We start from the raw sequence: 26,842 nt of genomic DNA on the forward strand, positions 1-26,842 counted from the left end.
TGCCGGGCTCGGCATTTACCGCGCAACACGGCAAATGCCGAGCCCGGCGAGGTGTGTCTCACACGGCGCGGGTCACCGAGACGGTCACCGTCTCGCCCTCGCCGGCCTCCCCCGCGAAGCCCCCGGTCACCTCGCCGAAGGTCAGCGCCGTCGCCAGCGTCTCGGCGGCGACGAAGGCGCGGTGCGCCTCGACCGCCTGCTCGACCGCCGCCGGCCCGGCCACGGTCAGCGCGATGCGGTCCGAGACGTCCAGGCCGGCGTCGCGGCGGGCCTGCTGCACGACGCGGATGACGTCGCGGGCCAGGCCCTCGGCCGCCAGCTCCGGCGTGACCTCGGTGTCCAGGACGACCACGCCCCGGCCCGCGGGCAGCGGCGCCGAGTTGTCCGCGTCGGCGGCGACGAGCTTGAGCTCGTACTCGCCCTCCTGCAGGGCGACGCCGGCCGCGACGGGCGCGCCGTCCACCAGCTCCCAGTCGCCGGCCTTGACGGCCTTGATGACCTGCTGGACCTGCTTGCCCAGGCGCGGGCCGAGGGCCCGCGGCACCACGGTCAGAACCTGCCGGGAGTACGCGCTGACGTCGCCACTGAACAGCACGTCCTTGACGTTGACCTCGTCGGCCAGCAGGTCCTTGAACGCCTCGAGGCGCGCGGCGTCCGGGGTGGCCACGGTCAGCTTGGCCAGCGGCAGCCGTACCCGCAGCGCCTTGGCCTTGCGCAGCGAGAGCGCCGCCGACGCCGCGTCCCGGATCGCGTCCATGGAGGCCACGAGCTCGCGATCGGCGGGGAACGCGTCAGCCTGCGGCCAGTCGGTCAGGTGCACCGAACGGCCGCCGGTCAGCCCGCGCCAGATCTCCTCGGTGGTCAGCGGCGCGAGCGGGGCGAGCACCCGGCACAGGACCTCGAGCACGGTGGCGAGGGTGTCGAACGCGTCGGCGTCGCCGTCCCAGAACCGGTCCCGGGAGCGGCGCACGTACCAGTTGGTCAGCGCGTCCAGGTACGCCCGCACCGACCCGGCGGCGCTGGAGATGTCGTAGTCGTCCATCTTCGCCTGGACGTCCGCGACCAGCTCGTTCGTCTTCGCCAGGATGTACCGGTCCAGCAGGTGCGTGGAGTCGGTCCGCAGCGTGGCGGTGTGCCCCGACGCGTTCGCGTACAGGCTGAAGAAGTACCAGACGTTCCACAACGGCAGCAGGACCTGGCGTACGGAGTCCCGGATCGCCGTCTCCGTCACGGGCATGTCCCCGCCCCGCAGCACCGGCGACGACATGAGCATCCAGCGCATCGCGTCGGAGCCGTACGAGTCGAAGACCTTGTAGACGTCGGGGTAGTTCCGCAGGCTCTTGGACATCTTCCGCCCGTCCTCGCCGAGCAGGATGCCGTGGCTGAGGCAGTTGCGGAACGCCGGCCGGTCGAACAGCGCGGTGGCCAGCACGTGCATGGTGTAGAACCAGCCGCGGGTCTGGCCGATGTACTCGACGATGAAGTCGCCCGGGTAGTGGTGCTCGAACCAGTCCTTGTTCTCGAACGGGTAGTGCACCTGCGCGAACGGCATCGACCCGGACTCGAACCAGCAGTCGAGCACCTCGGGCACCCGGCGCATGGTGGACTTCCCGGTCGGGTCGTCCGGGTTGGGCCGGGTCAGCTCGTCGACGTACGGGCGGTGCAGGTCGGTGACCTTCACGCCGAAGTCGCGTTCCAGCTCCTCGAACGAGCCGTACACGTCGACCCGCGGGTAGGTCGGGTCGTCGGACTTCCACACCGGGATGGGCGAGCCCCAGAACCGGTTCCGGGAGATCGACCAGTCGCGGGCGTTGGCCAGCCACTTGCCGAACGAGCCGTCCTTGATGTGCGCGGGCGTCCAGGTGATCTCCTGGTTGAGCTCGACCATCCGGTCCCGGAACGTCGTGACCGCCACGAACCACGACGACACGGCCTTGTAGACCAGCGGGGTGTCGCAGCGCCAGCAGTGCGGGTACGAGTGCGTGTACCCCTCGTGCCGCAGCACCAGGCCACGGCCCTTGAGCTCGGCGATGATCGGCTTGTTCGCGTCGAAGACCTGGACGCCCTGCCACGGCCCGACCAGCGCGGTGAACCGGGTGTGCTCGTCCACCGTCACGATCGTCGGGATGCCGGCGGTGTTGCAGACGTTCTGGTCGTCCTCGCCGAACGCGGGCGCCTGGTGCACTACCCCGGTGCCGTCCTCGTCGCTGACGTAGTCGGCGGCCAGCACCTGGTACGCGTTCTCCCCGGCCTGCTCGACCAGGAAGTCGAACATCGGCGTGTACCGGCGGCCGGCCAGCTCCCGTCCGAGCACCGTGCCGACCTGCTCGTAACCCTCGAGCTCCTTGGCGTACGCACCCACCCGGCCGGCGCCCAGGATCAGCTTCTGGCCGTCCTTCTCCAGCACGGCGTACTCGATGTCGGGGCCGACCGCGAGCGCGAGGTTCGACGGCAGCGTCCACGGCGTGGTCGTCCACACGGCGATGTCCTCGCCGCTCTCGAGCCGGAACGTGACGGTCAGCGCCGGATCCGTACGGTCCCGGTACACGTCGTCCATGCGCGTCTCGGTGTTCGACAGCGGCGTCTCGCACCGGAAGCAGTACGCGAGCACCCGGAAGCCCTCGTACACCAGGCCCTTGTCGTGCAGCGTCTTGAACGCCCACATGACCGACTCCATGTAGCTGGGGTCGAGGGTCTTGTAGTCGTTGTCGAAGTCCACCCAGCGCGCCTGCCGCGTGACGTAGCGCTCCCAGTCCTTGGTGTAGGTCAGCACCGAGGTCCGGCAGGCCTCGTTGAACTTGTCGACGCCCAGCTCGAGGATCTGCGCCTTGGTGCTGATGCCCAGCTGCTTCTCGGCCTCGACCTCGGCGGGCAGCCCGTGGGTGTCCCAGCCGAAGCGGCGCTCGACGTGCTTGCCGCGCATGGTCTGGTAGCGCGGGACCACGTCCTTGACGTACCCGGTGAACAGGTGGCCGTAGTGCGGCAGGCCGTTGGCGAACGGCGGACCGTCGTAGAAGACGTACTCGTTGCTGCCGTCCTGCCCGGCCGGGCGCTGGTCGACGGAGGCCTCGAAGGTCTTGTCGGCCGCCCAGTGCTCGAGCACGGCCCGCTCGACCGCGGGCAGGTCCGGGCTCGCGGGCACGACGCCGTCGGTGTGCTGGGGATACGCCATCGGTGGTTCGCTCTCCTCGCAGGTCACGTGGACTGCGAGGACGAGCCGGGGCCCGCGGTACCACCTCGCTTGACGGCCCGTGCGGGCCGCCCGCTCATTCGCCGGCTGGGATGCGGGCCGGTGCCGCCCGGTTCTACTGAGATCCGAAGATCCGTTCTTCCGGAGGCTCCCCGGTGATGGCCGGATCGACGCCTGCAGAAGACAACGATACCGGCCCGCGAATGTTCCCTACCGCCGACGGGGCGCCTTCAGCGTCGTGTTCCACAGCGACACGCCCTCACGATCGCGCAGGTCGACCCGGAAGTCGCCGGTGCGCCCGTCGATGCGGACCTCGCCGAAGTGCTGGTAGCCCTCCGCCGGCGACGCGTTCGCGACCGGCGGCGTGTGGATGAACGCGGTGTCCGGCCCGAACGTCGCGTCGAGCTTGTTCGGCCCGAACGCCCCGGCGTGCGCCGGCCCGGAGACGAACTCCCAGAACGGCGTGAAGTCCTGCACCGCCGCCCGCGCCGGGTCGTAGTGGTGCGCGGCCGTGTAGTGCACGTCCGCGGTCAGGAAGACGATGCCGGTCACCCCGGCGCGGTGCGCCGCCTGCAGGACCTGCGCGAACTCGAACTCCCGGCCCTTCGGCGCGCCCGGGTCACCCTGCGCGACACCCTCCTGCGCGGTGGGCCCGTCCGGCACGACGATCCCGAGCGGCAGGTCGTTGGCGATCACCTTCCAGGTCGCCCGCGACTGCTTCAGCCCGCGGATCAACCATTCCCGCTGCTCGCTGCCGAGCAGCCCGCGTTGCGGGTCGGCATAGACATTGCCGTCGTTCGGGTCCTTGAAGGTGCGCATGTCCAGCACGAAGACATCCAGAAGCGGACCGTACGGGATCATGCGATGAACCGGTCCCGACTGCGACGGAATGGGAACCCACTCGTGGTACGCCTGATGCGCGCGAGCCGCCAGGACGTCCACCCGCTTCTCGGTGTACCGCGCGTCGTCGAGGATCTCCCCGGGATACCAGTTGTTCAGCACCTCGTGGTCGTCCCACTGGTTCACCTGCGGCACCTCCGCGGCAAACGCCCGGTACGCCTCGTCCAGCAGGTTGTACGCGTACTGCCCCCGGTACTCGGTCAGCGTCTCGGCGACCTTGGACTTCTCCTCGGTCATCAGGTTGCGCCAGATCCGCCCGTCCGGCAGCGTCACCTGGGCGGTCAGCGGGCCGTCCGCGTACACCGTGTCGCCGCTGTGCAGCAGGAAGCCGGGGTGCCGCGCCCGCATCGACTCGAAGATCTTCAGGCCCCCGTACGCCGGGTCGATCCCCCAGCCCTGCCCGACCACGTCACCGGTCCAGACGAACGAGATGCCCTGCCGCCGGGTGGGTGCGGTGCCGAGCCGCCCGTCGACGGGCTCGCTGAACAGGCCGGGACGGTCGAGGCTCTCCACCCGTACGCGATAGAACAAGCGCTCGCCGGGCGGCAGCCCGCGCAGCCGCACCTTGCCGGTGAAGTCGGTGTCCGGGGTGAGGACCGGGCCGTGGACGCGGCGCGCGCCCCGCAGGTCGGGGCGGCGGCTCGCCTCGACCCACATCCGGCCCGGCCGGTCGGCCCGGGTCCACACGACGGCGGACGAGGCGGTGGCGTCGCCGCTCTGCACGCCGTGGGTGATGACGGGTCGGCTGGCGCTCCACCCGCTCCAGGTCCCGCCGGCGAGCGCGGGCGCGGCGGGCAGGGCGCTCAGCACACCACCGGCGAGGCCGGCGCGCAGCAGGCTGCGTCGATCGATCGAGGTCATGAGGCAGGTCTATCGGCCGGACATGAATCGCCGGTGAATGTCACATCGCTGCGGCCTGACTCGTCCCCGTACCGACAACGCACTTCACCAGGAGGAACACATGCCCCGCTTGACGATCGACAAAGTGGCACCGGGCGCCTACCGCGCGGTCTACGGCATGGAGAAGTACTGCCGCGAGAACGTCGACCCGACCCTGTACGAGCTGGTCAAGCTGCGCGCGTCCATGGTCAACGGCTGCTCGTTCTGCACCGACATGCACAGCACCGAGGCGCTGAAGATGGGCGAGTCCAGCCGCCGGCTCTTCGCGGTCGCGGCCTGGCACGACGCGCCCTTCTTCACCGCGAAGGAGCGCGCCGCGCTGGCTCTCACGGACGCGGTGACCCGCCTCGGCGAGCACGGCGTCCCCGACGAGGTCTGGGAGCCGGCCGCCAAGGAGTTCACCGAGGAGGAACTGGGCAACCTGCTGATGGCCATCGCGACCATCAACGTCTGGAACCGGCTCTCGATCGCCGTCCAGAACGAGCCGCCCGCGCTGGAAGAGGCCGCCTAGAGCCTCGGGCCGCCGCTCAGAGCTTGGGGAACCAGAGCGCGAGCTCGCGGGCCGCGCTCTCCGGCGAGTCGGAGGCGTGCACCAGGTTCTCCCGGTTGGACAGCGACAGGTCGCCGCGGATCGTCCCCGCGGCGGCCTTGCGCCCGTCCGTGGCGCCGACCAGCGTCCGCACGACGGAGATCACCTCGTCGCCGGAGAGCACCAGCGCGGCCAGCGGGCCACCGGTCATGAACTCCTTGAGCGGCGGGTAGAACGCCTTGTCGACGTGCTCGGCGTAGTGCTGGTCGGCCAGCCCGGCGTCCATGGTCCGCAGCTCGAGCGCCTCGATGACCAGGCCCTTGCGCTCGAACCGGCCGAGGATCTCCCCGAGCAGACCGCGCCGCAGCGCGTCGGGCTTGACGAGCACGAGCGTCCGCTCGGCAGTGCTGGTGGACACGGGAAAGGCCTCCTGATGTCGTACGCGACAAGCCGACACGCCGGGTACGCGGCCGGGAGGTCAGCCTATCGGTACGGTTTTCGGCCCGGGTGCCAACCGCCGGGTAGCGCCCTTTCCCCGGGTGCTCGCCGCTACGTAACCTCATGGGTAATCCCGGGAGGTCCACAGTGGCGAACCAGAACGGCAGGCCGGTAGCCCCGGCCCGCAAGGTCGTGGCCGCGGTGGTCGGCACCATCGCCGGCTTCGTGATGGTGTTCGGCCTCGGCATGTCGAGCTGGGCGATCGTCGCCCTGGGCGCGGCCATGCTCGCGCTGGCGATCGGCATCGGCATGGTCAACGTGGCGCGCCGCGGCGCCCGCGCCTGGGTGGCGGGCTCCGCCCAGGTGAAGGCGGTCTCGGACCCGCCCACGACGTCGATCTACGGCCGGGCCGAGCTCCAGGTCGTCATCATCGCCCCGGGCCTGCCGGCCAGGGAGGTGACGGTCCGCGACCCCCGCGTCCCGGTGGCAAAGTGGCCCCAGCCGGGCGACATGCTGCCGGTCACGGTCGACGTCGACGACATGCGCCGAGTGAAAATCGACTGGGAAGAGGCCGACACCCACGGCGCGACGGTCACCAACGTCCCCCCGGCCTTCTACGAGGAGGACCTCCCGGACGACGACCTCCTCGGCGGAGACCCGGAGCCACCCCCCTGGGCCACCCGCGACCGCCAATGGGGCCGAGGCCCGGACGAACCACCCCCGCCGCCGCCCCCGGCCCCCCGAACGGGCACCCTCGACGACGACATCCCGCCGCCACCACCCCCAGCCCACGTGATCGTCCGCGACGACCCGGGCGGCCCGATCCTCGAAGGCCAGGTCGTGGAGGGCGACTACACCCAACCCCTCCCCCAACGAGCCCGTACGGCCACAGCCACAGCCCCACCCCCCACCCGCACCGAGCCCCGCCCCAGCCCGCGCCCGAGGCCCCGCCCGGCCCCCACCACGGAGTCGGCCCCACCCCCGGACGGCGAGACCCCAGCTCCCCCAACCCGAACCGCGGAACCACCCACCGCGGCGACCCCGGCCTCCCCACCCCAGACCCCGGAAGCACCCGCGGCTGCCCCGACCCCCACCTCGGAGACGCCCACCAAACCCTCGGCGCCCCCCAAGGCCCCAGCTGCCGACCCCCGCGACTCCCATTCTGAGGCACCCACCACCCCGGCTGCACAAACTGCGCCACCCACCACCCCGGCTCCGCAAACTGCGCCACCCACCACCCCGGCTGCGGCAGCCGCGCCCGCGGTAACCCCACCGGCCGATCAAGCGACCGCGCCCCTCCGGGACGACGACATCGACCTCCGCCTGGACGGCGACCCGGAACCAGCCCCGGAAACCCGGCCCCAGGCGCAATCGGCAATGGCCGCCGACATCCTCGCCCCGCCGGCAACAGAAACCCCCGACCCCGCGGACCGCACCACCACCCCCCAGCCTGCCGACCCCACAACCCAGGCAAGGGCGGCCGGCCTGCTGGACGCGGAATCAAACCGCCCCCCAGCCCCCAAACCGATGGACGACGACCTGCTGGGCGACCTCGAACCGCCCCCGTGGCAGCAACGCACGTCCCCCACCGCAGAACCCACGCCTACGCCCGAAGCCGCGGCCGCCCCGAAGCCCTCGCTCGCGCCTCAGACGGCGCCCACTGCACAGCCCGCCCCGGAACCCACCGCAACCCCGCAGCCCACCTCGCCGGCGCCGGCCCGTCGGCGCCCGGAGCCCTCGTCGGTCACCCCGCACCCTCAGCCGGCCCCGGACAGCCCCGAGTCCCACCTGACGGCTCGAACGGGCGCGGTAGCGGCATCCGCCCCAGCAGCGGACCGCCCGGCCCCCCGCCCGAAACCAGCCGCCACCGGCCTGGCCGCAGCGGTAGCCGCCGGCGTCTCGGCGATCAGCAACGCCTTCCGCGCCAGAAACGACCACCCCAGCGCCGAGGCGAACGACCCCGACGCCACCCCGCCCGCACGTGCGGCAGCGACCCCCCAATCGGCACCGCGACCCCAGCCGGCAGCCCGACAGCAGCCGGCACCGCAACCCCGCACGCCGCAACCCACCGCCGGCCAACCAACCGCCAGCCAACCCGCCAGCCAACCAACCGCCGGCCAACCCCCACGGCCACCGCAGCCCACAGCCCCACACCCTTCGGCAAAGCAGCCAACACCCCAGCCGTCGGCCCCGAACCCAGCCGCCGCGCACCCAGCACCTCAACCGGCCACGACGCGACCCGAACCACAGCCGGTCACCCCTCCGACCGTCGCGCAGCCCACGCAGCAACCCCCGACGGTGAATCAACCCCCGGCCCCGCCGCGTCCGACCGCCCCGCGGGTCGCCCCGCCGCCTCGAGCCGCGGAGAGCGACACCGAGAACGCTCAGCCGACGGGCGGCCAGCCGGGAAGCCCCTGGTCAGACCTGGAAGGCGGCTTCGAACCGGACGACCGCACGAACGACCTCATCACCGCGTACCCGAGCGCCCGCCCGGGCCCGTCGGCAGCCATCCACGGCGTCGGCATCACGGTCCTGGTGACGAACCTCGACCGCTCGATCGCCTTCTACAAGGACATGCTCGGCTTCTACGTCATCGACGCGGGCTCAGCGAGCGCGGTCCTGGCCTCGGGAGACACCCGCCTGGTCCTGCGTACGGTCAAGGACCTCTCCACCGTGGCCAGCCGCCTCATCCACCTCAACCTCGAGGTAGGCGACGTAGAAGCCGTGTACGAGGAACTCAAACGCAAGGGCGTGACCTTCGTCCACGGCCCCCGCCCGGTGAACCGCGGAGACAAACTCGAACTCTGGGCGGCATCATTCCGAGACCCGGACGACCACAACATCGCCATAACCCAATGGCGCGCCATCCGCTGACCACCACCCCAGCACCGGGCTGACGCCTGCACCTGGCGACAAGGCTGACGCCTGCCCCAGCATCACCCGCTGACAACCACCCGAAGCACCACGCAAAACGGCCGCCGGAGCACCAGCCCCGGCGGCCGTCGACATTTCAAGAACCGATCCAAGCACCATTCCGCCGCGGCGCCATCACCCCAGAATCGTCCGCCGCACATAGCTCGCATAAGCCCAGGCAGCCCCGAAAATCAGCCCCAGAGCCGCCAACGACCAATGCAGCAGCCCGCAGGCAAGCAACAGCACCTGAATCCCGGTACCCGCATGCCAAGCCCACGCCCGCCTCATACTCCCGGCCACCCCGGCGGCGAGAACGGCAAGCCCGACGACGGCCCCGATCCCCCACCCGCTCAGATCCCCGCCGAGAATCCGGATCGGCTGGATGGCGAGCAGCAGAACGATCGCCTCGAGCACCAAGGTGCCGGCCCCGAGTCCCCGCACAGCCCCCGCCGGATTCCGAAGCCCCGACCGAGGCCCACCCACGCCTTCACCGGCAGCAAGACCACTGCCCGATGAACCACGATCCGATGAACCACCGCCGGCGGAACCACCCTCCCCGGAGCCCCCGGGAGTGGAGCCCTCGAAAGAGGAGCCGTCGTCCGTAGACCGTCCAGCAGGAACAGGACCCGACTCCCCAGGCGAGGATGAAGGCCCGGCCGCCTCACTCATTTCTTCAACAGCTTCCGAGCATCCGCCACCGTCACCATGGACCCGGTGATGAGCACGCCAACCCCGCTCAACTCCCCACCGGTGTCCTCCTCCGCCAGCACCACGGCCTCCTCGATCGCATCCGGCATCGTCTGCGCGACCGTCACCCGGTCCTCACCGAAGATGTCCGACGCGATCTGAGCAAGCTCGTTGACCGGCATCGACCGAGGCGAGCTGTTCTGCGTCACCACGAGCCGCGCGACGACCGGTTCCATGAGGTCGAGCAGCCCGGACACGTCCTTGTCGCCGAGCACGGCGACCACCGCGACCAGGTGGCGGAACGCGAACTCTTCCTCCAGGGCACCCACCGTCGCGGCCATGCCGTGCGGATTGTGGGCGCCGTCGAGCAAGATCGTGGGCGCGCTGCGGACGCGTTCCAACCGGCCCGGCGAGTCCACCCCCGCAAATCCTTCGCGTACGAGCTCAGCCTCGAGCTGCCGCCCGCTCCCGGCTCCGAGGAACGCTTCGACGGCGGCGAGTGCGAGCGCCGCGTTCTGTGCCTGATGCGCCCCGAACAGCGGAAGGAACACCTCGTCGTACACGCCGCCGAGCCCCTGCAACGTGAGCAGCTGCCCGCCGACCGCCTGGTCACGGCGGATCACGCCGAACTCGCTGCCCTCCCGGGCGAGCGTGGCACCCATCTGGGCGCAGCGATCCAGCAGCGGCCGCATCGCTTCCTCGGTCTGCACCGCGCTGATCACGGTCGCGCCCTGGTGGATGATGCCCGCCTTCGCCCAGGCGATGTCCTCGATCGTGTCGCCCAGCCACTCGGTGTGGTCGAGCCCGATCGGCGTGATGACGCACACCCCCGCCTCGATGACGTTGGTGGCGTCCTCCTCACCGCCGAGACCGACCTCGACCACGGCGATGTCCACGGGAGCATCCGCAAACGTCGCGTACGCCATGGCCGTGGTCATGTCGAAGTACGTCAGCGGCTCGGCGGCCCGCTTGTCGACGAGCTCGGCCAGCGGCGCCACCTCGTCGTACGTGGCAGCCAGCTGTTCCTCGGACACCGGCTCCCCGTCGAGGCTGATCCGTTCCCGGACAGTCTCCAGATGCGGGCTGGTGTAGCGCCCCGTGTGCAGCCCGTGCGCCCGCAGCAGACTGTCGATCATGCGCGCGGTCGACGTCTTGCCGTTCGTCCCGGTCAGATGGATCGCCGGGTACGCCCGCTGCGGGCTGCCCAGCACGTCCATGAGGTCCCGGATCTTCTGCATGTCGAACGCCATGCGGGTGAAGCCACGCCCGTTCAGCGCGGCCACCACCTCGTCATACGTGCTCATGCCGCACCGGCTTCCACCAAGGACCGCCCGCTCGAACGGCCGGCTTCCACGGACGACCCCCTGCTCATGTGGCCGGCTTGCATCCAGGACCTCCTGCTCATGCGGCCGGCAAGCTCTGCAGAGCCGCCGCGATCCGGGCCAGGTCGGCCTCCGCGGTTGCCAGCCGATCCTTGATCTTGGCCACCACGGGCTCCGGCGCCTTGCCGACGAACGCGGCGTTGCCGAGCTTCGCCCGGCACTGGGCCGCTTCCTTCTCGGCCGCCGCCCGGTCCTTCTCGAGCCGCGCCCGTTCCGCCGCGACGTCGATCGTCCCCCGGGTGTCGAGGTCCACGGTGATGCCACCGGTGATGGCCAGCGTCGCCGTGGCACTGAACTCGCTGGTCGGCGCGTCGAGCCGGGCCAGCGACCGGATCAACGGCTCGTGCGTGTCGATGCCGACGTTGCCCAGACCGGTGAGCGCCGCGCTGACCCGCTGGCCGGGCCGCAGACCCTGGTCGGAGCGGAACCTCCGGACCTCGGTGACGACCTTCTGCAGCGAGACGATCTCTTCCTCGGCAGCGTCGTCGATCAGGGCGCTGTCCACCGTCGGCCACGAGGCCCGCACGATGGTCTCGGCGCCGGTCAGCACCGTCCACAGCTCCTCGGTGACGAACGGGATCACCGGATGCAGCAGGCGCAGCAGCTGGTCCAGCACATACCCGAGCACCCGCCGCGAACGCGCAGCCTCAGCCCCGTCGGCCGCCAGGACCGGCTTGCTCAGCTCGACGTACCAGTCACAGACGTCGTCCCACGCGAAGTGGTACAGCGTGTCGCACACCTTCGCGTACTCGTACGCCGCGAACTGCTCGTCCACGTCGCTGATGACGTGCTGAAGCCGCGACAGGATCCACTTGTCGACGGACGACAGCTCATCGACCGATGGCAGCTCGCCCTCGACGGTCGCCCCGTTCATCAGGGCGAAGCGGGTCGCGTTCCACAGCTTGTTGCAGAAGTTGCGCGAGCCCTGACACCACTCCTCGCTGATCGGTACATCCGATCCGGGGTTGGCGCCCCGCGCAAGCGTGAACCGGGTGGCATCGGCGCCGTACCGGTCGATCCAGTCCAGCGGGTCCACGACGTTGCCGAACGACTTCGACATCTTCTTGCCGTGCCCGTCACGGACCATGCCGTGCAGGTTCACCACGTTGAACGGCTGCACGTCGTCCATCGCGTACAGGCCGAACATCATCATCCGCGCGACCCAGAAGAACAGGATGTCGTACCCGGTGACGAGCACGCTGGTCGGATAGAACTTCGCCAGCGTGTCCGTCTGCTCGGGCCAGCCCATCGTGGAGAACGGCCACAGCGCCGACGAGAACCACGTGTCGAGCACGTCCTCGTCCTGCTTCCAGCCCTCGCCGGCCGGCGGCTTCTCGTCCGGTCCGACGCACACGACTTCGCCGTTCGGCCCGTACCAGACCGGGATCCGGTGTCCCCACCACAGCTGCCGCGAGATGCACCAGTCGTGCATGTTGTCGACCCACGCGAAGTACCGCTTCGACAACTCGGCGGGCTCAATGGCGACCCGGCCGTCCCGAACAGCGTCGCCGGCGGCCTTGGCCAGCGGCCCGGTGTTCACGAACCACTGCAGCGACAGCCGCGGCTCCACGGTGGTCTTGCACCGGGAGCAGTGGCCGACGGAGTGCACATAAGGCCGCTTCTCGGCGACGATCCGCCCCTGCTCCCGCAGCGCGTCCACCACCGCCGGCCGCGCCTCATACCGATCAAGACCCTCGAACGGCCCGGGTACGGTCACCACGGCCCGCTCATCCATGATCGTGATGCTCGGCAGGTTGTGCCGCTGCCCGATCTCGAAGTCGTTGGGGTCGTGCGCCGGCGTGACCTTGACGGCACCGGTCCCGAAGCTCGGGTCCACGTGCTCGTCCGCCACGATCGGGATGCGCCGCCCGGTCAGCGGCAGCTCCACCTCGGTCCCGACCAGGTGCTTGTACCGCTCGTCATCCGGATGTACGGCCACAGCCGTGTCACCCAGCATCGTCTCCGCTCGCGTGGTGGCGACAACGATCGCGTCGTCCCCGTCGCCGTACCGGATCGACACGAGCTCGCCGTCGTCCTCGGAGTGCTCGACCTCGATGTCACTGAGCGCGGTGAGGCACCGCGGGCACCAGTTGATGATCCGGTTGGCACGGTAGATCAGCTCGTCGTCGTACAGCCGCTTGAAGATCGTCTGTACGGCCCGCGACAGCCCCTCGTCCATGGTGAACCGCTCGCGGCTCCAGTCGACGGAGTCGCCGAGGCGCCGCATCTGTCCGAGGATCGCGCCCCCGGACTCGGCCTTCCACTCCCAGACCTTCTCGACGAACTTCTCACGTCCGAGGTCGTGCCGGGACAGCTTCTGCGAGGCGAGCTGTCGCTCGACGACGTTCTGCGTCGCGATGCCGGCGTGGTCCATCCCGGGCAACCACAGAACTTCGAAGCCCTGCATCCGCTTCAGCCGGCTGAGCGTGTCCTGGATCGTGTGGTCGAGCGCGTGCCCGATGTGCAGGGAACCCGTCACGTTCGGCGGGGGGATGACGATGGAGAAGGGCGGCTTGTCGCTCGCCGGGTCCGCCGTGAAGTAGCCGGCCGATACCCAGTGCTCGTACCGCCGCTGCTCTACCTCGCCCGGCTGGTACTGGGCGGAGAGGCCACCGGTGGGCCGGCTGTCAGGGGTACGGGTGTCGGTTGCTTCGGTCACCCGCCAAGTCTACGGAGCCCGCGGGGGTGACTCGCGGCCGCATGCCCTGCCTGTGGATAACTGTTGTTAGGCTCGCACGATGTCCGATCGTCCTGGCCCGATGTCCGATTCCCCGGCGGAACCGGTCGAGATCGCACCGGAGCCGTTCACGCTCACCGAGCCCACCGACGAGCAGCCGGAGAGCCAAGAACCCAGGTCACGGACCAAGACCATCGTGCTCGCGTCACTCTTGGCGGCAAGCCTGGCCGGTGCGGGAATTCTCGGGTACGCCGGCTGGCGCATCGCCTCGCAGAAGGACGCCACCCTCACGGCTCCCCCGCAGATCGGCGCCCTCAAGCTCGACACAAGTGACAACGGCAAGAGTACGGCCGACTACCTCCAGACGGCCCTCTCCGCAGAGGTTGACCTCGACAACGCCGTAGGAGCGGTCTACTCCACAGGCGACGGCAAAGACGTGCTCTTCTTCGGCGGCACAACGCTGTTCTGGACCCCGGAGAGCGATCTCGAAACCGCCTTCGACCTGGTCTCCGACGACCAGGGCGCGGTCACCGACCTGCACGACGTCCCGGCCGGCCCCCTGGGCGGCACGATGAAATGCGGAACCACCAAATCCGACGGTACGGACATGCCGGTGTGCGGCTGGGCCGACCACGGCAGCCTGGCCCTCGCCATGTTCCCCGGCCGTACGCAGCCAGACTCAGCAAAGCTCCTCCAGGAGATCCGCTCCGCTGCGCAAACCCGCTCCTGACCCAGGTCCCAGAAACGCAGAATGGCCGGTCCCGTAACCGGGCCGGCCACACCACCACCACCTCGATAAAGGGGGGTGGGCATAAAAAAGTGACGCCCGTCCGGGACCGTAGTCCTGGACGGGCGTCACCCACGTTGAGTCCGGCGGCGTCCTACTCTCCCACACCCTCCCGAGTGCAGTACCATCGGCGCTGGAGGGCTTAGCTTCCGGGTTCGGAATGAGACCGGGCGTTTCCCCTCCGCTATAACCACCGAAACACCTATCAGCGGTACAACCAACACACCCAGCATGCCGGGGATGGTTGTTTGCTGTGAATCACACAGTGGACGCATAGAGGATCAAGTTTAGGGTGGTTAAGCCCTCGGCCTATTAGTACCGGTCGACTGAACCAGTTACCTGGCTTACATCTCCGGCCTATCAACCCAGTCGTCTAGCTGGGAGCCTTACCCACTCAAGGTGGTGGGATACCTCATCTCGAAGCGAGCTTCCCGCTTAGATGCTTTCAGCGGTTATCCCTTCCGAACGTAGCCAACCAGCCGTGCCCCTGGCGGGACAACTGGCACACCAGAGGTTCGTCCGTCCCGGTCCTCTCGTACTAGGGACAGCCCTTCTCAAGTATCCAACGCGCACGGCGGATAGGGACCGAACTGTCTCACGACGTTCTAAACCCAGCTCGCGTACCGCTTTAATGGGCGAACAGCCCAACCCTTGGGACCTGCTACAGCCCCAGGATGCGACGAGCCGACATCGAGGTGCCAAACCATCCCGTCGATATGGACTCTTGGGGAAGATCAGCCTGTTATCCCCGGGGTACCTTTTATCCGTTGAGCGACACCGCTTCCACACGCAAGTGCCGGATCACTAGTCCCGACTTTCGTCCCTGCTCGACCTGTCAGTCTCACAGTCAAGCTCCCTTATGTACTTACACTCAACACCTGATTGCCAACCAGGCTGAGGGAACCTTTGGGCGCCTCCGTTACCTTTTAGGAGGCAACCGCCCCAGTTAAACTACCCACCAGACACTGTCCCTCGACCCGATCAGGGCCGCAAGTTAGATACCCAAATCCAACAGAGTGGTATTTCAAGATTGCCTCCACCCGAACTGGCGTCCGAGCTTCACCGGCTCCCACCTATCCTACACAATTGCATTCAGATACCAATGTCAAGCTATAGTAAAGGTCCCGGGGTCTTTCCGTCCTGCCGCGCGTAACGAGCATCTTTACTCGTACTGCAATTTCGCCGGGCCTGTGGTTGAGACAGTGGGGAAGTCGTTACGCCATTCGTGCAGGTCGGAACTTACCCGACAAGGAATTTCGCTACCTTAGGATGGTTATAGTTACCACCGCCGTTTACTGGCGCTTAAGTTCTCCGCTTCGCCCCGAAGAGCTAACAGGTCCCCTTAACGTTCCAGCACCGGGCAGGCGTCAGTCCATATACATCGTCTTACGACTTCGCATGGACCTGTGTTTTTAGTAAACAGTCGCTTCCCCCTGCTCTCTGCGGCCATACCACGCTCCAGCAGCAAGTGCCTTCACGCGTCCGGCCCCCCTTCTCCCTAAGTTACGGGGGCAATTTGCCGAGTTCCTTAACCACAGTTCGCCCGTCGCCTCGGTATTCTCTACCTGACCACCTGTGTCGGTTTGGGGTACGGGCCGCTCGGAACATCGCTAGAGGCTTTTCTCGGCAGCATAGGATCACTGACTTCACCTGAATCGGCTCGGCATCACGTCTCAGCCTCAATGCGCCACGGATTTGCCTATGGCACGGCCTACACGCTTACCCCGGCACAACCACCGGCCGGGATCAGCTACCTTCCTGCGTCACCCCATCGCTTGACTACTACCCACCAGGTTCCCAGGCTCACTACCCTTGACCCGAAGGCCGCCGGCAGATCACGTGGTTAGCACAGCAAGGTTCGTCATGGGCGCTCCTACGCGGGTACGGGAATATCAACCCGTTATCCATCGACTACGCCTCTCGGCCTCGCCTTAGGCCCCGACTCACCCAGGGCGGATTAGCCTGGCCCTGGAACCCTTGGTCATCCGGCGGAAGGGTTTCTCACCCTTCATTCGCTACTCATGCCTGCATTCTCACTCGTGCAACCTCCACGGCTGGGTCACCCCGCCGCTTCTCTGGTAGCACGACGCTCCCCTACCCACCCACACACCTGCACCACAACCTCAAGGATCGCAGCGGAGTTATTGTGTGAGTGCCACAGCTTCGGCGGTGTGCTTGAGCCCCGCTACATTGTCGGCGCGGAACCACTTGACCAGTGAGCTATTACGCACTCTTTAAAGGATGGCTGCTTCTAAGCCAACCTCCTGGTTGTCTATGCGACCCCACATCCTTTTCCACTTAGCACACGCTTAGGGGCCTTAGCTGGTGATCTGGGCTGTTTCCCTCTCGACTACGAAGCTTATCCCCCGCAGTCTCACTGCCGCGCTCTCACTTACCGGCATTCGGAGTTTGGCTGATTTCGGTAAGCTTGTAGGCCCCCTAGACCATCCAGTGCTCTACCTCCGGCAAGAAACACGCGACGCTGCACCTAAATGCATTTCGGGGAGAACCAGCTATCACGGAGTTTGATTGGCCTTTCACCCCTAACCACAGGTCATCCCCCAACTTTTCAACGTTGGTGGGTTCGGTCCTCCACGCAGTCTTACCCACGCTTCAACCTGCCCATGGCTAGATCACCCCGCTTCGGGTCTAGAACATGCGACTCAAACGCCCTCTTCAGACTCGCTTTCGCTACGGCTACCCCACACGGGTTAACCTCGCCACATGCCACTAACTCGCAGGCTCATTCTTCAAAAGGCACGCCATCACCGGTAAAGGCTCTGACGGATTGTAGGCGAACGGTTTCAGGTACTATTTCACTCCCCTCCCGGGGTACTTTTCACCATTCCCTCACGGTACTTGTCCGCTATCGGTCACCAGGAAGTATTCAGCCTTACCAGGTGGTCCTGGCAGATTCACAGCAGATTTCAGGAGTCCGCTGCTACTCGAGAACACCACAAAGAGGCTAACGACTTTCGTTTACGGGACTCTCACCCTCTACGGTTGGCTTTCCCACACCATTCAACTAACCGCAAGCTTTATAACTCTTCACCACACTGTCAGATGTGATAAGTGGGTCTCACAACCCCGGCCACGCAACCCCTGACAGGTATCACACGCAACCGGTTTAGGCTACATCCGCTTTCGCTCGCCACTACTCACGGAATCACTGTTGTTTTCTCTTCCTACGGGTACTGAGATGTTTCACTTCCCCGCGTTCCCCCCTACACCCTATGAATTCAGATGCAGGTAACACGACATGACTCGTGCTAGGTTTCCCCATTCGGACACCCTGGGATCACAGCTAGGTTGACAGCTCCCCCAGGCCTATCGCGGCCTCCCACGTCCTTCATCGGCTCCTGGTGCCAAGGCATCCACCGTTCGCCCTTGACAACTTAACCACAGAAAACAAGATGCTCGCGTCCACTGTGCAATTCTCAACCAACAACCAACCCACAACCCCACAGCCCCCCACCAAACCCCGATCACGGCAACAGCCGAATCTCTCGAGCGGTATGAAGGACCAGGCCATGCCTGGAATGCCGTTCCGAAAAAACAACCCCACCCACAGGTGGACCAGTTGTTCCTTCAGGACCCAACAGGGTGCTTATCGCCTACACCAGCCGCACCAGCAGCAACCGTTCCGTCACGACTCACGCCGTGTGTACTAAGACTGCCGGCCGTTGCCGGACATTGACTGACCAGTGTCTCCGCCTTCGAGCACCCCACCACCACAGTCGGGCGGTGCGGGCCACTGACCGGCTTTCACCGGCTAGTTGCTCCTTAGAAAGGAGGTGATCCAGCCGCACCTTCCGGTACGGCTACCTTGTTACGACTTCGTCCCAATCGCCAGCCCCACCTTCGACGGCTCCCTCCCACAAGGGGTTAGGCCACCGGCTTCGGGTGTTGCCGACTTTCGTGACGTGACGGGCGGTGTGTACAAGGCCCGGGAACGTATTCACCGCAGCGTTGCTGATCTGCGATTACTAGCGACTCCGACTTCACGGGGTCGAGTTGCAGACCCCGATCCGAACTGAGACCGGCTTTTTGGGATTCGCTCCACCTCACGGCATCGCAACCCTTTGTACCGGCCATTGTAGCATGCGTGAAGCCCTGGACATAAGGGGCATGATGACTTGACGTCATCCCCACCTTCCTCCGAGTTGACCCCGGCAGTCTTCGATGAGTCCCCGCCATAACGCGCTGGCAACATCGAACGAGGGTTGCGCTCGTTGCGGGACTTAACCCAACATCTCACGACACGAGCTGACGACAGCCATGCACCACCTGTCACCCGCCCCGAAGGACCCCGCATCTCTGCGAGTTTTCGAGTGATGTCAAACCCAGGTAAGGTTCTTCGCGTTGCATCGAATTAATCCGCATGCTCCGCCGCTTGTGCGGGCCCCCGTCAATTCCTTTGAGTTTTAGCCTTGCGGCCGTACTCCCCAGGCGGGGCGCTTAATGCGTTAGCTGCGGCACAGAGAACCGGAGAGGCCCCCCACACCTAGCGCCCAACGTTTACAGCGTGGACTACCAGGGTATCTAATCCTGTTCGCTCCCCACGCTTTCGCTCCTCAGCGTCAGTATCGGCCCAGAGACCCGCCTTCGCCACCGGTGTTCCTCCTGATATCTGCGCATTTCACCGCTACACCAGGAATTCCAGTCTCCCCTACCGAACTCTAGCCTGCCCGTATCGGCTGCAGGCCCGCGGTTGAGCCGCGGGTTTTCACAGTCGACGCGACAAGCCGCCTACGAGCTCTTTACGCCCAATAAATCCGGACAACGCTCGCGCCCTACGTCTTACCGCGGCTGCTGGCACGTAGTTGGCCGGCGCTTCTTCTGCAGGTACCGTCACTTGCGCTTCGTCCCTGCTGAAAGAGGTTTACAACCCGAAGGCCGTCATCCCTCACGCGGCGTCGCTGCATCAGGCTTCCGCCCATTGTGCAATATTCCCCACTGCTGCCTCCCGTAGGAGTCTGGGCCGTGTCTCAGTCCCAGTGTGGCCGGTCGCCCTCTCAGGCCGGCTACCCGTCGTCGCCTTGGTAGGCCATCACCCCACCAACAAGCTGATAGGCCGCGAGCCCATCCCAGACCGAAAAAACTTTCCACCAACACCCATGCGAGCATCAGTAATATTCGGTATTAGCCCCCGTTTCCGAGGGTTATCCCAAAGTCCAGGGCAGGTTGCTCACGTGTTACTCACCCGTTCGCCGCTCGAGTACCCCCGAAAGGGCCTTTCCGCTCGACTTGCATGTGTTAAGCACGCCGCCAGCGTTCGTCCTGAGCCAGGATCAAACTCTCCAACAAAAACTTGAAAAGTTCCTCCCAGCAACATGTAATGCTGCCAAAGGAATCCCAACCAAACCCTAAAGGCCTGGCCAGGGCAAATCATCAATTGGCACTGGCTTATCAAGCACCCTGTTGAGTTCTCAAAGAACAACCACACACCGTTCGACCCGCCCCGTTAGGGCGACCCGCTCGGGGCAACCGCTCCAACCTACCTGGTCGACTTCGCTAGCGCAAGACCGGAGTCTTGGAAGATCCGAAGACCTTCGTAGCATCGCCCAGTTTTCCGCGCTGACGCTCACACCTCGAAGGCGTGAGTGCTGTCGGATGGCCTGGCAGCCGTCCGGAGATCATCGAGTGATCGATCCGTCCGGTTCCTGCTGGCCGGTTTACTCTACCCGGTCGTTCTCGCTGGCGCAACTTCGCTCGCCTGCCTCGCCCGGTGCCTTCAGCAAGCTTAACTCCTGCTTCAGGCTGCCCTCGGGAAGTCTGGAGAAGCGTCACTTTCGTGCCGTTCCGTCCGGGTTCCCCTCGGGCAGAGAGAAAGTTACGCGACCCCTCACCCGGAATGCAAATCGGGGGGTGGAGGCGTACGCGCCGTTTGGGGCGGGACCGTGCCAGAGTGGCAGGCATGGTTGCTGACCCGGCGCTCGCCGCCGATGCTCTGTTCGACCAGTTGATGCCCCTGTCTCAGCTGGTCATCGGCATTCTGGTGCTGGCGGCGGTCGTTGTGTCGGTACATCGCCTGATCATGCGGGGGCCCTCGCGGATGGGCGGAGCCATGCTTCTGGCCGGCGGTGCTGTGGTGTGCGTCGCCGTTGTGAGCTACCTGGTGCAGAGCTTCTAGGCGGTTCGGCCTGCCGGTGAGCCGGGGATCTGCGCCCACCGAGGCTGAAGGTCTGGCGTACTTCGGGCGGGTGACGGGACGGCACTCCGGTACGCCGGGGAGGTGGGTCGGTTGAGTGGCGTCCGCTCTGCCACTGCGGTGACTCCAGAGGCCGATTGGCTTCGACGAGCTGCGCCTGGAGCGGTGAGCTACAGGCGGCGGTTGGCGAGGCTGGGGAGATCCGTACGGATCTGGTCGAGGCGCGCCAGGTCGAGGTCGGCGACAGTGATGCCGACGGTGTCGGGGGCCTGGGCCAGGACGGTGCCCCAGGGGTCGATGACCATGCTCCGGCCGTAACAGGTGCGGTGGGGTTCGTGGTCGCCGATCTGGCCGGCGGCCACCACGTAGCACTGGTTCTCGATCGCCCGGGCGCGCAGGAGGACCTCCCAGTGGTCGCGGCCCGTGTGCATCATGAACGCCGCGGGCACCACGAGCACCTTTGCGCCGTCGACGGCGAGGCGGCGGTACAGCTCGGGGAAGCGCAGGTCGTAGCAGATGGACAGGCCGGTCGGGACACCGTCGACGTCGGCGATCACCGTACGGTCGCCGGGGGCCACCGAGCGGGACTCCTGGTAGGACACGCGACCGGGGATCTCCACGTCGTACAGATGGATCTTGCGATAGGTCTCCACCAGCTCACCCGCCGGGTTGAAGACCAGCGAGGTGTTGAAGGTGTGGTCGGCGTCCGGGCCGGCCTCGTGGAACGAGCCCGCGTGGACCCAGATGCCGAGGTCGCGGGCGGCCGCGGCGAAGAACGCCGCGAACTCACCGTCGACCGGCTCCGGCTTGGGCATGCCTGCGCCGGGCCCCAGATAGTCGACGTACTCGGGGAGGACCGCGAGGGTCGCTCCGGCTGCGGCGGCCCGGTCCAGGAGGTCGCGGGCCACGGCGAGGTTGTGCGTACGGTCCTCGCGGGCGTTCAGCTGGCAGACGGCGACGCGCATGCGAGTCAGCGTACGGCTGGATGGGCGACCCGGAAACGGCCTCAGGCGCCGTGCGGGGTCAGCAGGACCTCGCCGCCGACCGGACGGTAGCCGGCGGCCAGGAAGGCACGCAGGCTGGCGGCGTTCCCCGGGGCGACCTGAGCCCACACCGGGCTGTTCCCGGGCACGAGGTGCCGCGCTGAGCGGGCGAGAGACCGGCCGAGGCCGGCGTTGCGGGCTTGCCCGTCGACCTCGATGGCCGCCTCCCAGCGACCGGCGAGGCCGCGGCCGATCACGAGCACGGAGGCGCCGGCCGTCCAGACGCGGACGTCGCTGCGGAACAGGCGCGCCCGGACCACTCGCGGGTGGGTGCTGTCGTCGAGCGGCGCGAGGTCGAGCGGGGGCGGCCCGGGGCAGTGGGTCGGCCAGCACGACGGCGTCGATGCAGCCGCAGACCAGCCCCAGGCGGTCCTCGAGCGCGGTCAGGAAGCGCGGGGACAGGGGCGCCGCGAGATCACCGTCCACGAGCCGGGAATCGAGCCAGGCGCGGTCCACGTCCGCCGCGACCACGATGTGCCCCGGAAAGGCCGTCACCGCCGCCTTGTCAGGCGACGGTGACGGCACAAGATCGAGCCAGGGATCGGTCGGGAGGCGCTCGCCGCGCTCCACCCGGGCCAGGACCTCCGGCAGCCCGTACGGGGGCGTCAGGCGGACTTCTCCTCGCGGTCGCGGCGGGCACGACGGCCGACGAACTCGCGCGGAACGATGGTCGGTATCACGTTCTCGACGACGACCTCGCGAGTGATCAGGACCCGGGCGGCGTCCGGGTTGCTCGGCACCTCGAACATCACGTTCTGGAGGACTTCCTCCATGATCGCCCGCAGGCCGCGAGCGCCGGTGCCGCGCAGCATCGCCTGGTCGGCGATGGCCTCGAGCGCGCCCGTATCGAACTCGAGCTCGACGCCATCCAGCTCGAAGAGCCGCTGGTACTGCTTCACGTACGCGTTGCGGGGCTCGGTGAGGATCTTGATGAGCGCCTCGCGGTCGAGGTTCCGCACGGTCGTGATGACCGGGAGCCGGCCGATGAACTCGGGGATCAGGCCGAACTTCAGCATGTCCTCCGGCATCACCTTGCTGAAGATGTCGTCGGTGTTGCGCTCCGACACCGAGCGCAGGTGGGCGCCGAAGCCCACGCCGCCCTGGCCGATCCGGGACTCGATGATCCGGTCCAGCCCCGCGAACGCGCCGCCCACGATGAACAGGACGTTCGTGGTGTCGATCTGGATGAACTCCTGGTGCGGGTGCTTACGGCCACCCTGCGGCGGAACGTTCGCGACCGTACCCTCGAGGATCTTGAGCAGCGCCTGCTGCACGCCCTCGCCGGAGACGTCCCGGGTGATCGACGGGTTCTCGCTCTTGCGGGCGATCTTGTCGACCTCGTCGATGTAGATGATGCCCTGCTCGGCGCGCTTGACGTCGTAGTCGGCGGCCTGGATCAGCTTGAGCAGGATGTTCTCGACGTCCTCGCCGACGTAGCCGGCCTCGGTCAGCGCCGTGGCGTCCGCGATGGCGAACGGCACGTTGAGCATCCGGGCCAGGGTCTGCGCCAGGTGCGTCTTACCGCAACCGGTGGGGCCGATGAGCATGATGTTGGACTTGGCCACCTCGACGTCGCTGCCCGCACCGGGCGCGCCGCTCGACTCGGCCTGGATCCGCTTGTAGTGGTTGTAGACCGCAACCGACAGGGCCTTCTTGGCCTGTTCCTGCCCCACCACGTAGTTGTCGAGGAACTGGCAGATCTCCATCGGCTTGGGAAGCTCTTCCCACTTCACCTCGCCGGTTTCGGCCAGCTCTTCCTCGATGATCTCGTTACAGAGGTCGATGCACTCGTCGCAGATGTAGACCCCAGGGCCCGCGATGAGCTTCTTGACCTGCTTCTGTGACTTCCCACAGAAGGAGCACTTCAGTAGGTCGCCGCCGTCACCGATCCGTGCCACCTACGTTCTCCCTGCGCTCATCGGCCGACTGACAGCCGGCCCCGGCCTTGAGGACGATCTTCCTCGTCGCCACATCATCGTCTTGCAGAGTTCATCGTCTGCCGACCCGCGTTACTGAGGTTGCCGACTCGACGTTACCCGCTGAGGGGCAGTTCTCCGACCCCCCAAAACGGGCGTGTCAGGGGCCAGTCAGTCTAGCGTGACCCGACCGGCCCCTGACACCGCGTGCTCACCCCGGGCCGCCCGCGGCGAACCGGCGGGCATCCGGGGACGCGTCAGCTACCGACGCCGGCGGCCTGCAGGCTCTTCTTACGGGTGGCCAGCACCGTGTCGACGATGCCGTACTCCTTGGCCTCGTCGGCCGTCATGATCTTGTCGCGGTCGATGTCTTTGCTCACCTGCTCGACCGGACGGTCCGAGTGCTTCGCGATCAGCGTCTCGAGCTGCGTGCGCATGCGCAGGATCTCGCGAGCCTGGATCTCGATGTCCGAACCCTGGCCGTAGCCGCCCTCGGTGGCCGGCTGGTGGATGATGATCCGCGAGTGCGGCAGCGCCATCCGCTTGCCGGGCGTGCCGCCGGCGAGCAGCACCGCGGCCGCGCTGGCCGCCTGGCCCAGGCAGACCGTGCTGATGTCCGGGCGGACGTACTGCATCGTGTCGTAGATCGCCGTCATGGCCGTGAACGAGCCGCCGGGCGAGTTGATGTACATGAGGATGTCGCGGTCCGGGTCGGCGCTCTCCAGCGTCAGCAGCTGGGCCATCACGTCGTTGGCCGACGCGTCGTCCACCTGGACGCCGAGGAAGATGATCCGGTCCTCGAACATCTTGTTGTACGGGTTCGACTCCTTCACGCCGTACGACGTGCGCTCGACGAACGAGGGCAGGACGTAGCGGTTGTGCACCGGAGCGAACCCGGGAGGCATGGTCAGGTCTGTCATAGCTCAGCTCCTCAGTTCAGCGTTCCGGCGCCCTCGGGGACCTGTGTCGCCCCGGTGATCACCTTGTCGATGAAGCCGTAGTCCTTGGCCTCCTGCGCCGTGAACCAGCGGTCCCGGTCGGAGTCGGCCTCGATCGTCGCCTGGTCCTGGCCGGTGTGGAAGGACACCCGCTCCTGGAACATGCGCTTGGTGTACAGCATCTGCTCGGCCTGGATGGCGATGTCGGCGGCGGTGCCGCCCATGCCACCGGACGGCTGGTGCATCATGATCCGAGCGTGCGGCAGGGCGTAACGCTTGCCCGGCGCGCCCGCGCAGAGCAGCAGCTGGCCCATCGACGCCGCCATGCCCATGGCCACCGTGGCGACGTCGTTGTCGATGAACTGCATGGTGTCGTAGATCGCCATGCCGGAGTAGACCGAACCACCCGGCGAGTTGATCCACAGGTTGATGTCGCGCTCCGGGTCTTCCGCGGAGAGCAGCAGCAGCTGCGCACAGATGCGGTTGGCGACCTGGTCGGTCACCTCACTGCCGAGGAAGATGATGCGCTCGCGCAGGAGGCGGTTGTAGACCGAATCGTCGAGGTTGCCACTGAGGGAGTCACCACGCAGCGTGGGACTCGCTGGGATGTGCAGTTCGGTCATGGCAGCCCTTCACAGCTGACTGTGTCGGCCGAGGAATCCGGCCGGCAGGTTCTCCGTCGTACGACCAACCTAACCGGTCAGATGCGCATCAGCTTCCCCCTCGGGCAGGTGTTCGCTGACAGCGCACCGGGCCCGCCGGGAACACCGAAAGGGCCGCCGCGGAAGCGCGGCGGCCCTCCTGGAAACCGTCAGTGGTTGTGCCCGGCGTGCTCGTCCTCGCTCGCGGCCCGCAGGTCGTCGAGCGTGAGGACGTTGCCCTCCGTGTCCTTCATCTCGACCTGCTCCATGACGTTCGCCAGGGCCTTGCCGCGGCGCACGTCGCCGAAGACGGCCGCGGCCGCCCCGGACTGCACGAGCTGGTCGTAGTACTGCTGGGGCTGCATCTGGGCGCGCTGAGCGCGGTGCACGATCTCGTGACCGAACTCGTCGTCGGAGACCTGGATGTCCTCGGCGTCCGCGATCGTGTCGAGCAGCAGCTGGATCTTGACGCCCTCGGTGGCCGCCTCGGTCAGCTCGGTGTCGATCTGCTCCTCGGTCTTCTCCTCGGAGGCCAGGTAGTCCTCGAGGGTGGCGCCGATGCGCTCGAGCTGGTCGGTCATGGCCTGCTTGCGGCCCTCGACCTCGTCCTTGACGATGCCCTCCGGCGCCGGGATGTCGGCGGCCGCGACGAGCTGCTTGAGCGCCTCGTCCCGGGCGGCGTAGATCTGCTCGACCTTCTTGACCTTGGAGAGCCGCTCCTTGAGGTCGGCACGCAGCTCGTCGAGCGTGTCGAACTCGCTCGCCATCTGGGCGAACTCGTCGTTGATCTCGGGGAGCTGCTTGTCCTTGACCGTCCGGACGGTCACCGCGACCTCGGCGTCCCGGCCGGCGTAGTCGCCGCCCACGAGCTGGGTCGTGAACGTCGCGTCCGCGCCGGCGACCAGGCCGACGAGCACCTCGTCGAGGCCCGGGAGCAGCTGCTTGCTGCCGACCTCGTGGGAGATGTTGGTGGCCGAGCCGCCCGGCACCTCCTCGCCGTCGACGGTGGCGCGGAGGTCGAGCTGGACGTAGTCGCCCTCGGCGGCCGGACGCTCCACGGTCTTGAGCGTCGCGAACCGCTCCCGCAGGCCGTTGATCTGCTCGTCGATCTCGGTGTCGCCGATCTCGACGGCGGGGACCTCGACCTTGATCGTGGAGAGGTCGGGGATGGTGATCTCGGGGCGTACGTCGACCTCGGCCGTGAACTTCAGCGGCTCGTTGTCGGCGAACTCGGTGATCTCCACCTCGGGGCGGCCGAGCGTCTTCACCTCGTGCTCGCGCACGGCGGCGAGGATCTGCTGCGGGATGGCCTCCTGCACGGCCTCGTTGAGCACCGCGCCGCGGCCCACGCGCTGGTCGATGACGGCGGCCGGGATCTTGCCGCGCCGGAAGCCGGGGATCTGTACCTGGGAACCGATCTCGCGGTACGCCTTCTGCAGGCTCGGCTTGAGCTCATCGAACGGCACCTCGATGGCGAGCCGCACCCGGGTCGGACTCAGAGTCTCGACGGTGCTCTTCACAGGCGTACTCCTTGCGGATCTCTTCGTGTGTTGGTGAAAGTCGGGGTGGCGGGATTTGAACCCACGGCCCCTCGCTCCCAAAGCGAGTGCGCTACCAAGCTGCGCCACACCCCGAGGCCGCAGGCAAGTGTATGCGGTCGCCGGTGTGGCGTGTGCCTCGGCGTCGCCCGGATGCGCCACGCGGGGGAACCGGTTCGCGTCCGGCGGGGGGATTCAGTACTCTAGCCACG

General features: G+C 67.2%; 16 protein-coding genes, 1 tRNA gene and 3 rRNA genes. 4 read left to right on the top strand and 16 right to left on the bottom strand.

Annotation, left to right across the window (positions count from 1 at the left end):
- Positions 1-58: 58 nt before the first annotated feature.
- On the bottom strand, positions 59-3,172 hold the full coding sequence (gene ileS / locus COUCH_RS32020) for an isoleucine--tRNA ligase (RefSeq protein ID WP_249608922.1): 3,114 nt from the start codon (positions 3,170-3,172) through the stop codon (positions 59-61).
- Between the two features lie 228 nt (positions 3,173-3,400).
- The gene (locus COUCH_RS32025; RefSeq protein ID WP_249608923.1) at positions 3,401-4,951 is read right to left on the bottom strand and encodes an alkaline phosphatase D family protein; all 1,551 of its coding nucleotides are present in this window, start codon (positions 4,949-4,951) and stop codon (positions 3,401-3,403) included.
- A 100-nt stretch (positions 4,952-5,051) separates the two neighbouring features.
- Here COUCH_RS32025 and COUCH_RS32030 point away from each other — a divergent pair, with 100 nt between their 5' ends.
- Complete coding sequence (locus COUCH_RS32030) at positions 5,052-5,501, top strand: carboxymuconolactone decarboxylase family protein (protein WP_199514036.1); 450 nt, start codon at positions 5,052-5,054, stop codon at positions 5,499-5,501.
- A 16-nt stretch (positions 5,502-5,517) separates the two neighbouring features.
- Here COUCH_RS32030 and ndk read toward each other — a convergent pair whose 3' ends face one another.
- A complete protein-coding gene (gene ndk / locus COUCH_RS32035) occupies positions 5,518-5,937 on the bottom strand; it encodes a nucleoside-diphosphate kinase (RefSeq protein WP_199514037.1) in 420 nt (139 codons plus the stop codon).
- 2,318 nt (positions 5,938-8,255) lie between these two features.
- On the opposite strand from ndk, the gene COUCH_RS39275 reads away from it, so the two are divergent.
- On the top strand, positions 8,256-8,831 hold the full coding sequence (locus tag COUCH_RS39275) for a VOC family protein (RefSeq protein WP_249608924.1): 576 nt from the start codon (positions 8,256-8,258) through the stop codon (positions 8,829-8,831).
- 174 nt (positions 8,832-9,005) lie between these two features.
- Here COUCH_RS39275 and COUCH_RS32045 read toward each other — a convergent pair whose 3' ends face one another.
- From COUCH_RS32045 to COUCH_RS32055, 3 genes are all read right to left on the bottom strand, one after another.
- Complete coding sequence (locus COUCH_RS32045) at positions 9,006-9,539, bottom strand: DUF4233 domain-containing protein (protein WP_430640838.1); 534 nt, start codon at positions 9,537-9,539, stop codon at positions 9,006-9,008.
- Entirely contained in the window at positions 9,536-10,861 is a 1,326-nt protein-coding gene (locus COUCH_RS32050) for a bifunctional folylpolyglutamate synthase/dihydrofolate synthase (RefSeq protein WP_249608926.1), read from the bottom strand. Before COUCH_RS32050 ends, COUCH_RS32045 begins: the two co-directional genes overlap by 4 nt.
- Before the next feature lie 97 nt (positions 10,862-10,958).
- On the bottom strand, positions 10,959-13,598 hold the full coding sequence (locus tag COUCH_RS32055) for a valine--tRNA ligase (protein ID WP_249608927.1): 2,640 nt from the start codon (positions 13,596-13,598) through the stop codon (positions 10,959-10,961).
- A 79-nt stretch (positions 13,599-13,677) separates the two neighbouring features.
- Between COUCH_RS32055 and COUCH_RS32060 the strand changes: the two genes are divergently transcribed.
- Positions 13,678-14,346: a hypothetical protein gene (locus tag COUCH_RS32060; protein ID WP_249608928.1), complete on the top strand. Its 669-nt coding sequence runs from the start codon at positions 13,678-13,680 to the stop codon at positions 14,344-14,346.
- Between the two features lie 138 nt (positions 14,347-14,484).
- Here the strand turns inward: COUCH_RS32060 and rrf are convergent.
- The 3 genes from rrf to COUCH_RS32075 all read right to left on the bottom strand — a co-directional run bounded on the left by rrf (position 14,485) and on the right by COUCH_RS32075 (position 19,710).
- Positions 14,485-14,601: ribosomal RNA gene (gene rrf / locus COUCH_RS32065) — 5S ribosomal RNA — on the bottom strand.
- 94 nt (positions 14,602-14,695) lie between these two features.
- Positions 14,696-17,804 (bottom strand): 23S ribosomal RNA (locus COUCH_RS32070).
- Positions 17,805-18,190: 386 nt separating this feature from the next.
- Positions 18,191-19,710 (bottom strand): 16S ribosomal RNA (locus COUCH_RS32075).
- The 16S, 23S and 5S rRNA genes sit together here, the layout of an rRNA operon.
- 610 nt (positions 19,711-20,320) lie before the next feature.
- On the opposite strand from COUCH_RS32075, the gene COUCH_RS32080 reads away from it, so the two are divergent.
- Positions 20,321-20,536, top strand: a complete 216-nt coding sequence (locus tag COUCH_RS32080; protein WP_199516601.1) for a hypothetical protein — start codon at positions 20,321-20,323, stop codon at positions 20,534-20,536.
- Positions 20,537-20,724: 188 nt separating this feature from the next.
- Here COUCH_RS32080 and COUCH_RS32085 read toward each other — a convergent pair whose 3' ends face one another.
- The 7 genes from COUCH_RS32085 to COUCH_RS32115 all read right to left on the bottom strand — a co-directional run bounded on the left by COUCH_RS32085 (position 20,725) and on the right by COUCH_RS32115 (position 26,726).
- Positions 20,725-21,519: a carbon-nitrogen hydrolase family protein gene (locus tag COUCH_RS32085; protein ID WP_249608929.1), complete on the bottom strand. Its 795-nt coding sequence runs from the start codon at positions 21,517-21,519 to the stop codon at positions 20,725-20,727.
- A gap of 41 nt (positions 21,520-21,560) precedes the next feature.
- Positions 21,561-21,857: a hypothetical protein gene (locus tag COUCH_RS32090; protein ID WP_249608930.1), complete on the bottom strand. Its 297-nt coding sequence runs from the start codon at positions 21,855-21,857 to the stop codon at positions 21,561-21,563.
- Positions 21,858-22,202: 345 nt separating this feature from the next.
- Positions 22,203-23,495, bottom strand: coding sequence for an ATP-dependent Clp protease ATP-binding subunit ClpX (gene clpX, locus COUCH_RS32095; RefSeq protein WP_249608931.1), 1,293 nt, complete (start codon positions 23,493-23,495; stop codon positions 22,203-22,205).
- A gap of 275 nt (positions 23,496-23,770) precedes the next feature.
- Positions 23,771-24,433: an ATP-dependent Clp protease proteolytic subunit gene (locus COUCH_RS32100; protein WP_249608932.1), complete on the bottom strand. Its 663-nt coding sequence runs from the start codon at positions 24,431-24,433 to the stop codon at positions 23,771-23,773.
- Positions 24,434-24,444: 11 nt separating this feature from the next.
- A complete protein-coding gene (locus tag COUCH_RS32105; protein WP_249608933.1) occupies positions 24,445-25,074 on the bottom strand; it encodes an ATP-dependent Clp protease proteolytic subunit in 630 nt (209 codons plus the stop codon).
- A 188-nt stretch (positions 25,075-25,262) separates the two neighbouring features.
- Positions 25,263-26,612 (bottom strand): trigger factor, encoded by a 1,350-nt coding sequence (gene tig, locus COUCH_RS32110; protein ID WP_249608934.1) that lies wholly within the window; start codon positions 26,610-26,612, stop codon positions 25,263-25,265.
- Positions 26,613-26,652: 40 nt separating this feature from the next.
- Positions 26,653-26,726: transfer RNA gene (locus COUCH_RS32115), tRNA-Pro, on the bottom strand.
- Between the last annotated feature and the right edge of the window lie 116 nt (positions 26,727-26,842).

This window comes from Couchioplanes caeruleus (genome assembly GCF_023499255.1).
Taxonomy (GTDB): Bacteria; Actinomycetota; Actinomycetes; order Mycobacteriales; family Micromonosporaceae; genus Actinoplanes; species Actinoplanes caeruleus_A.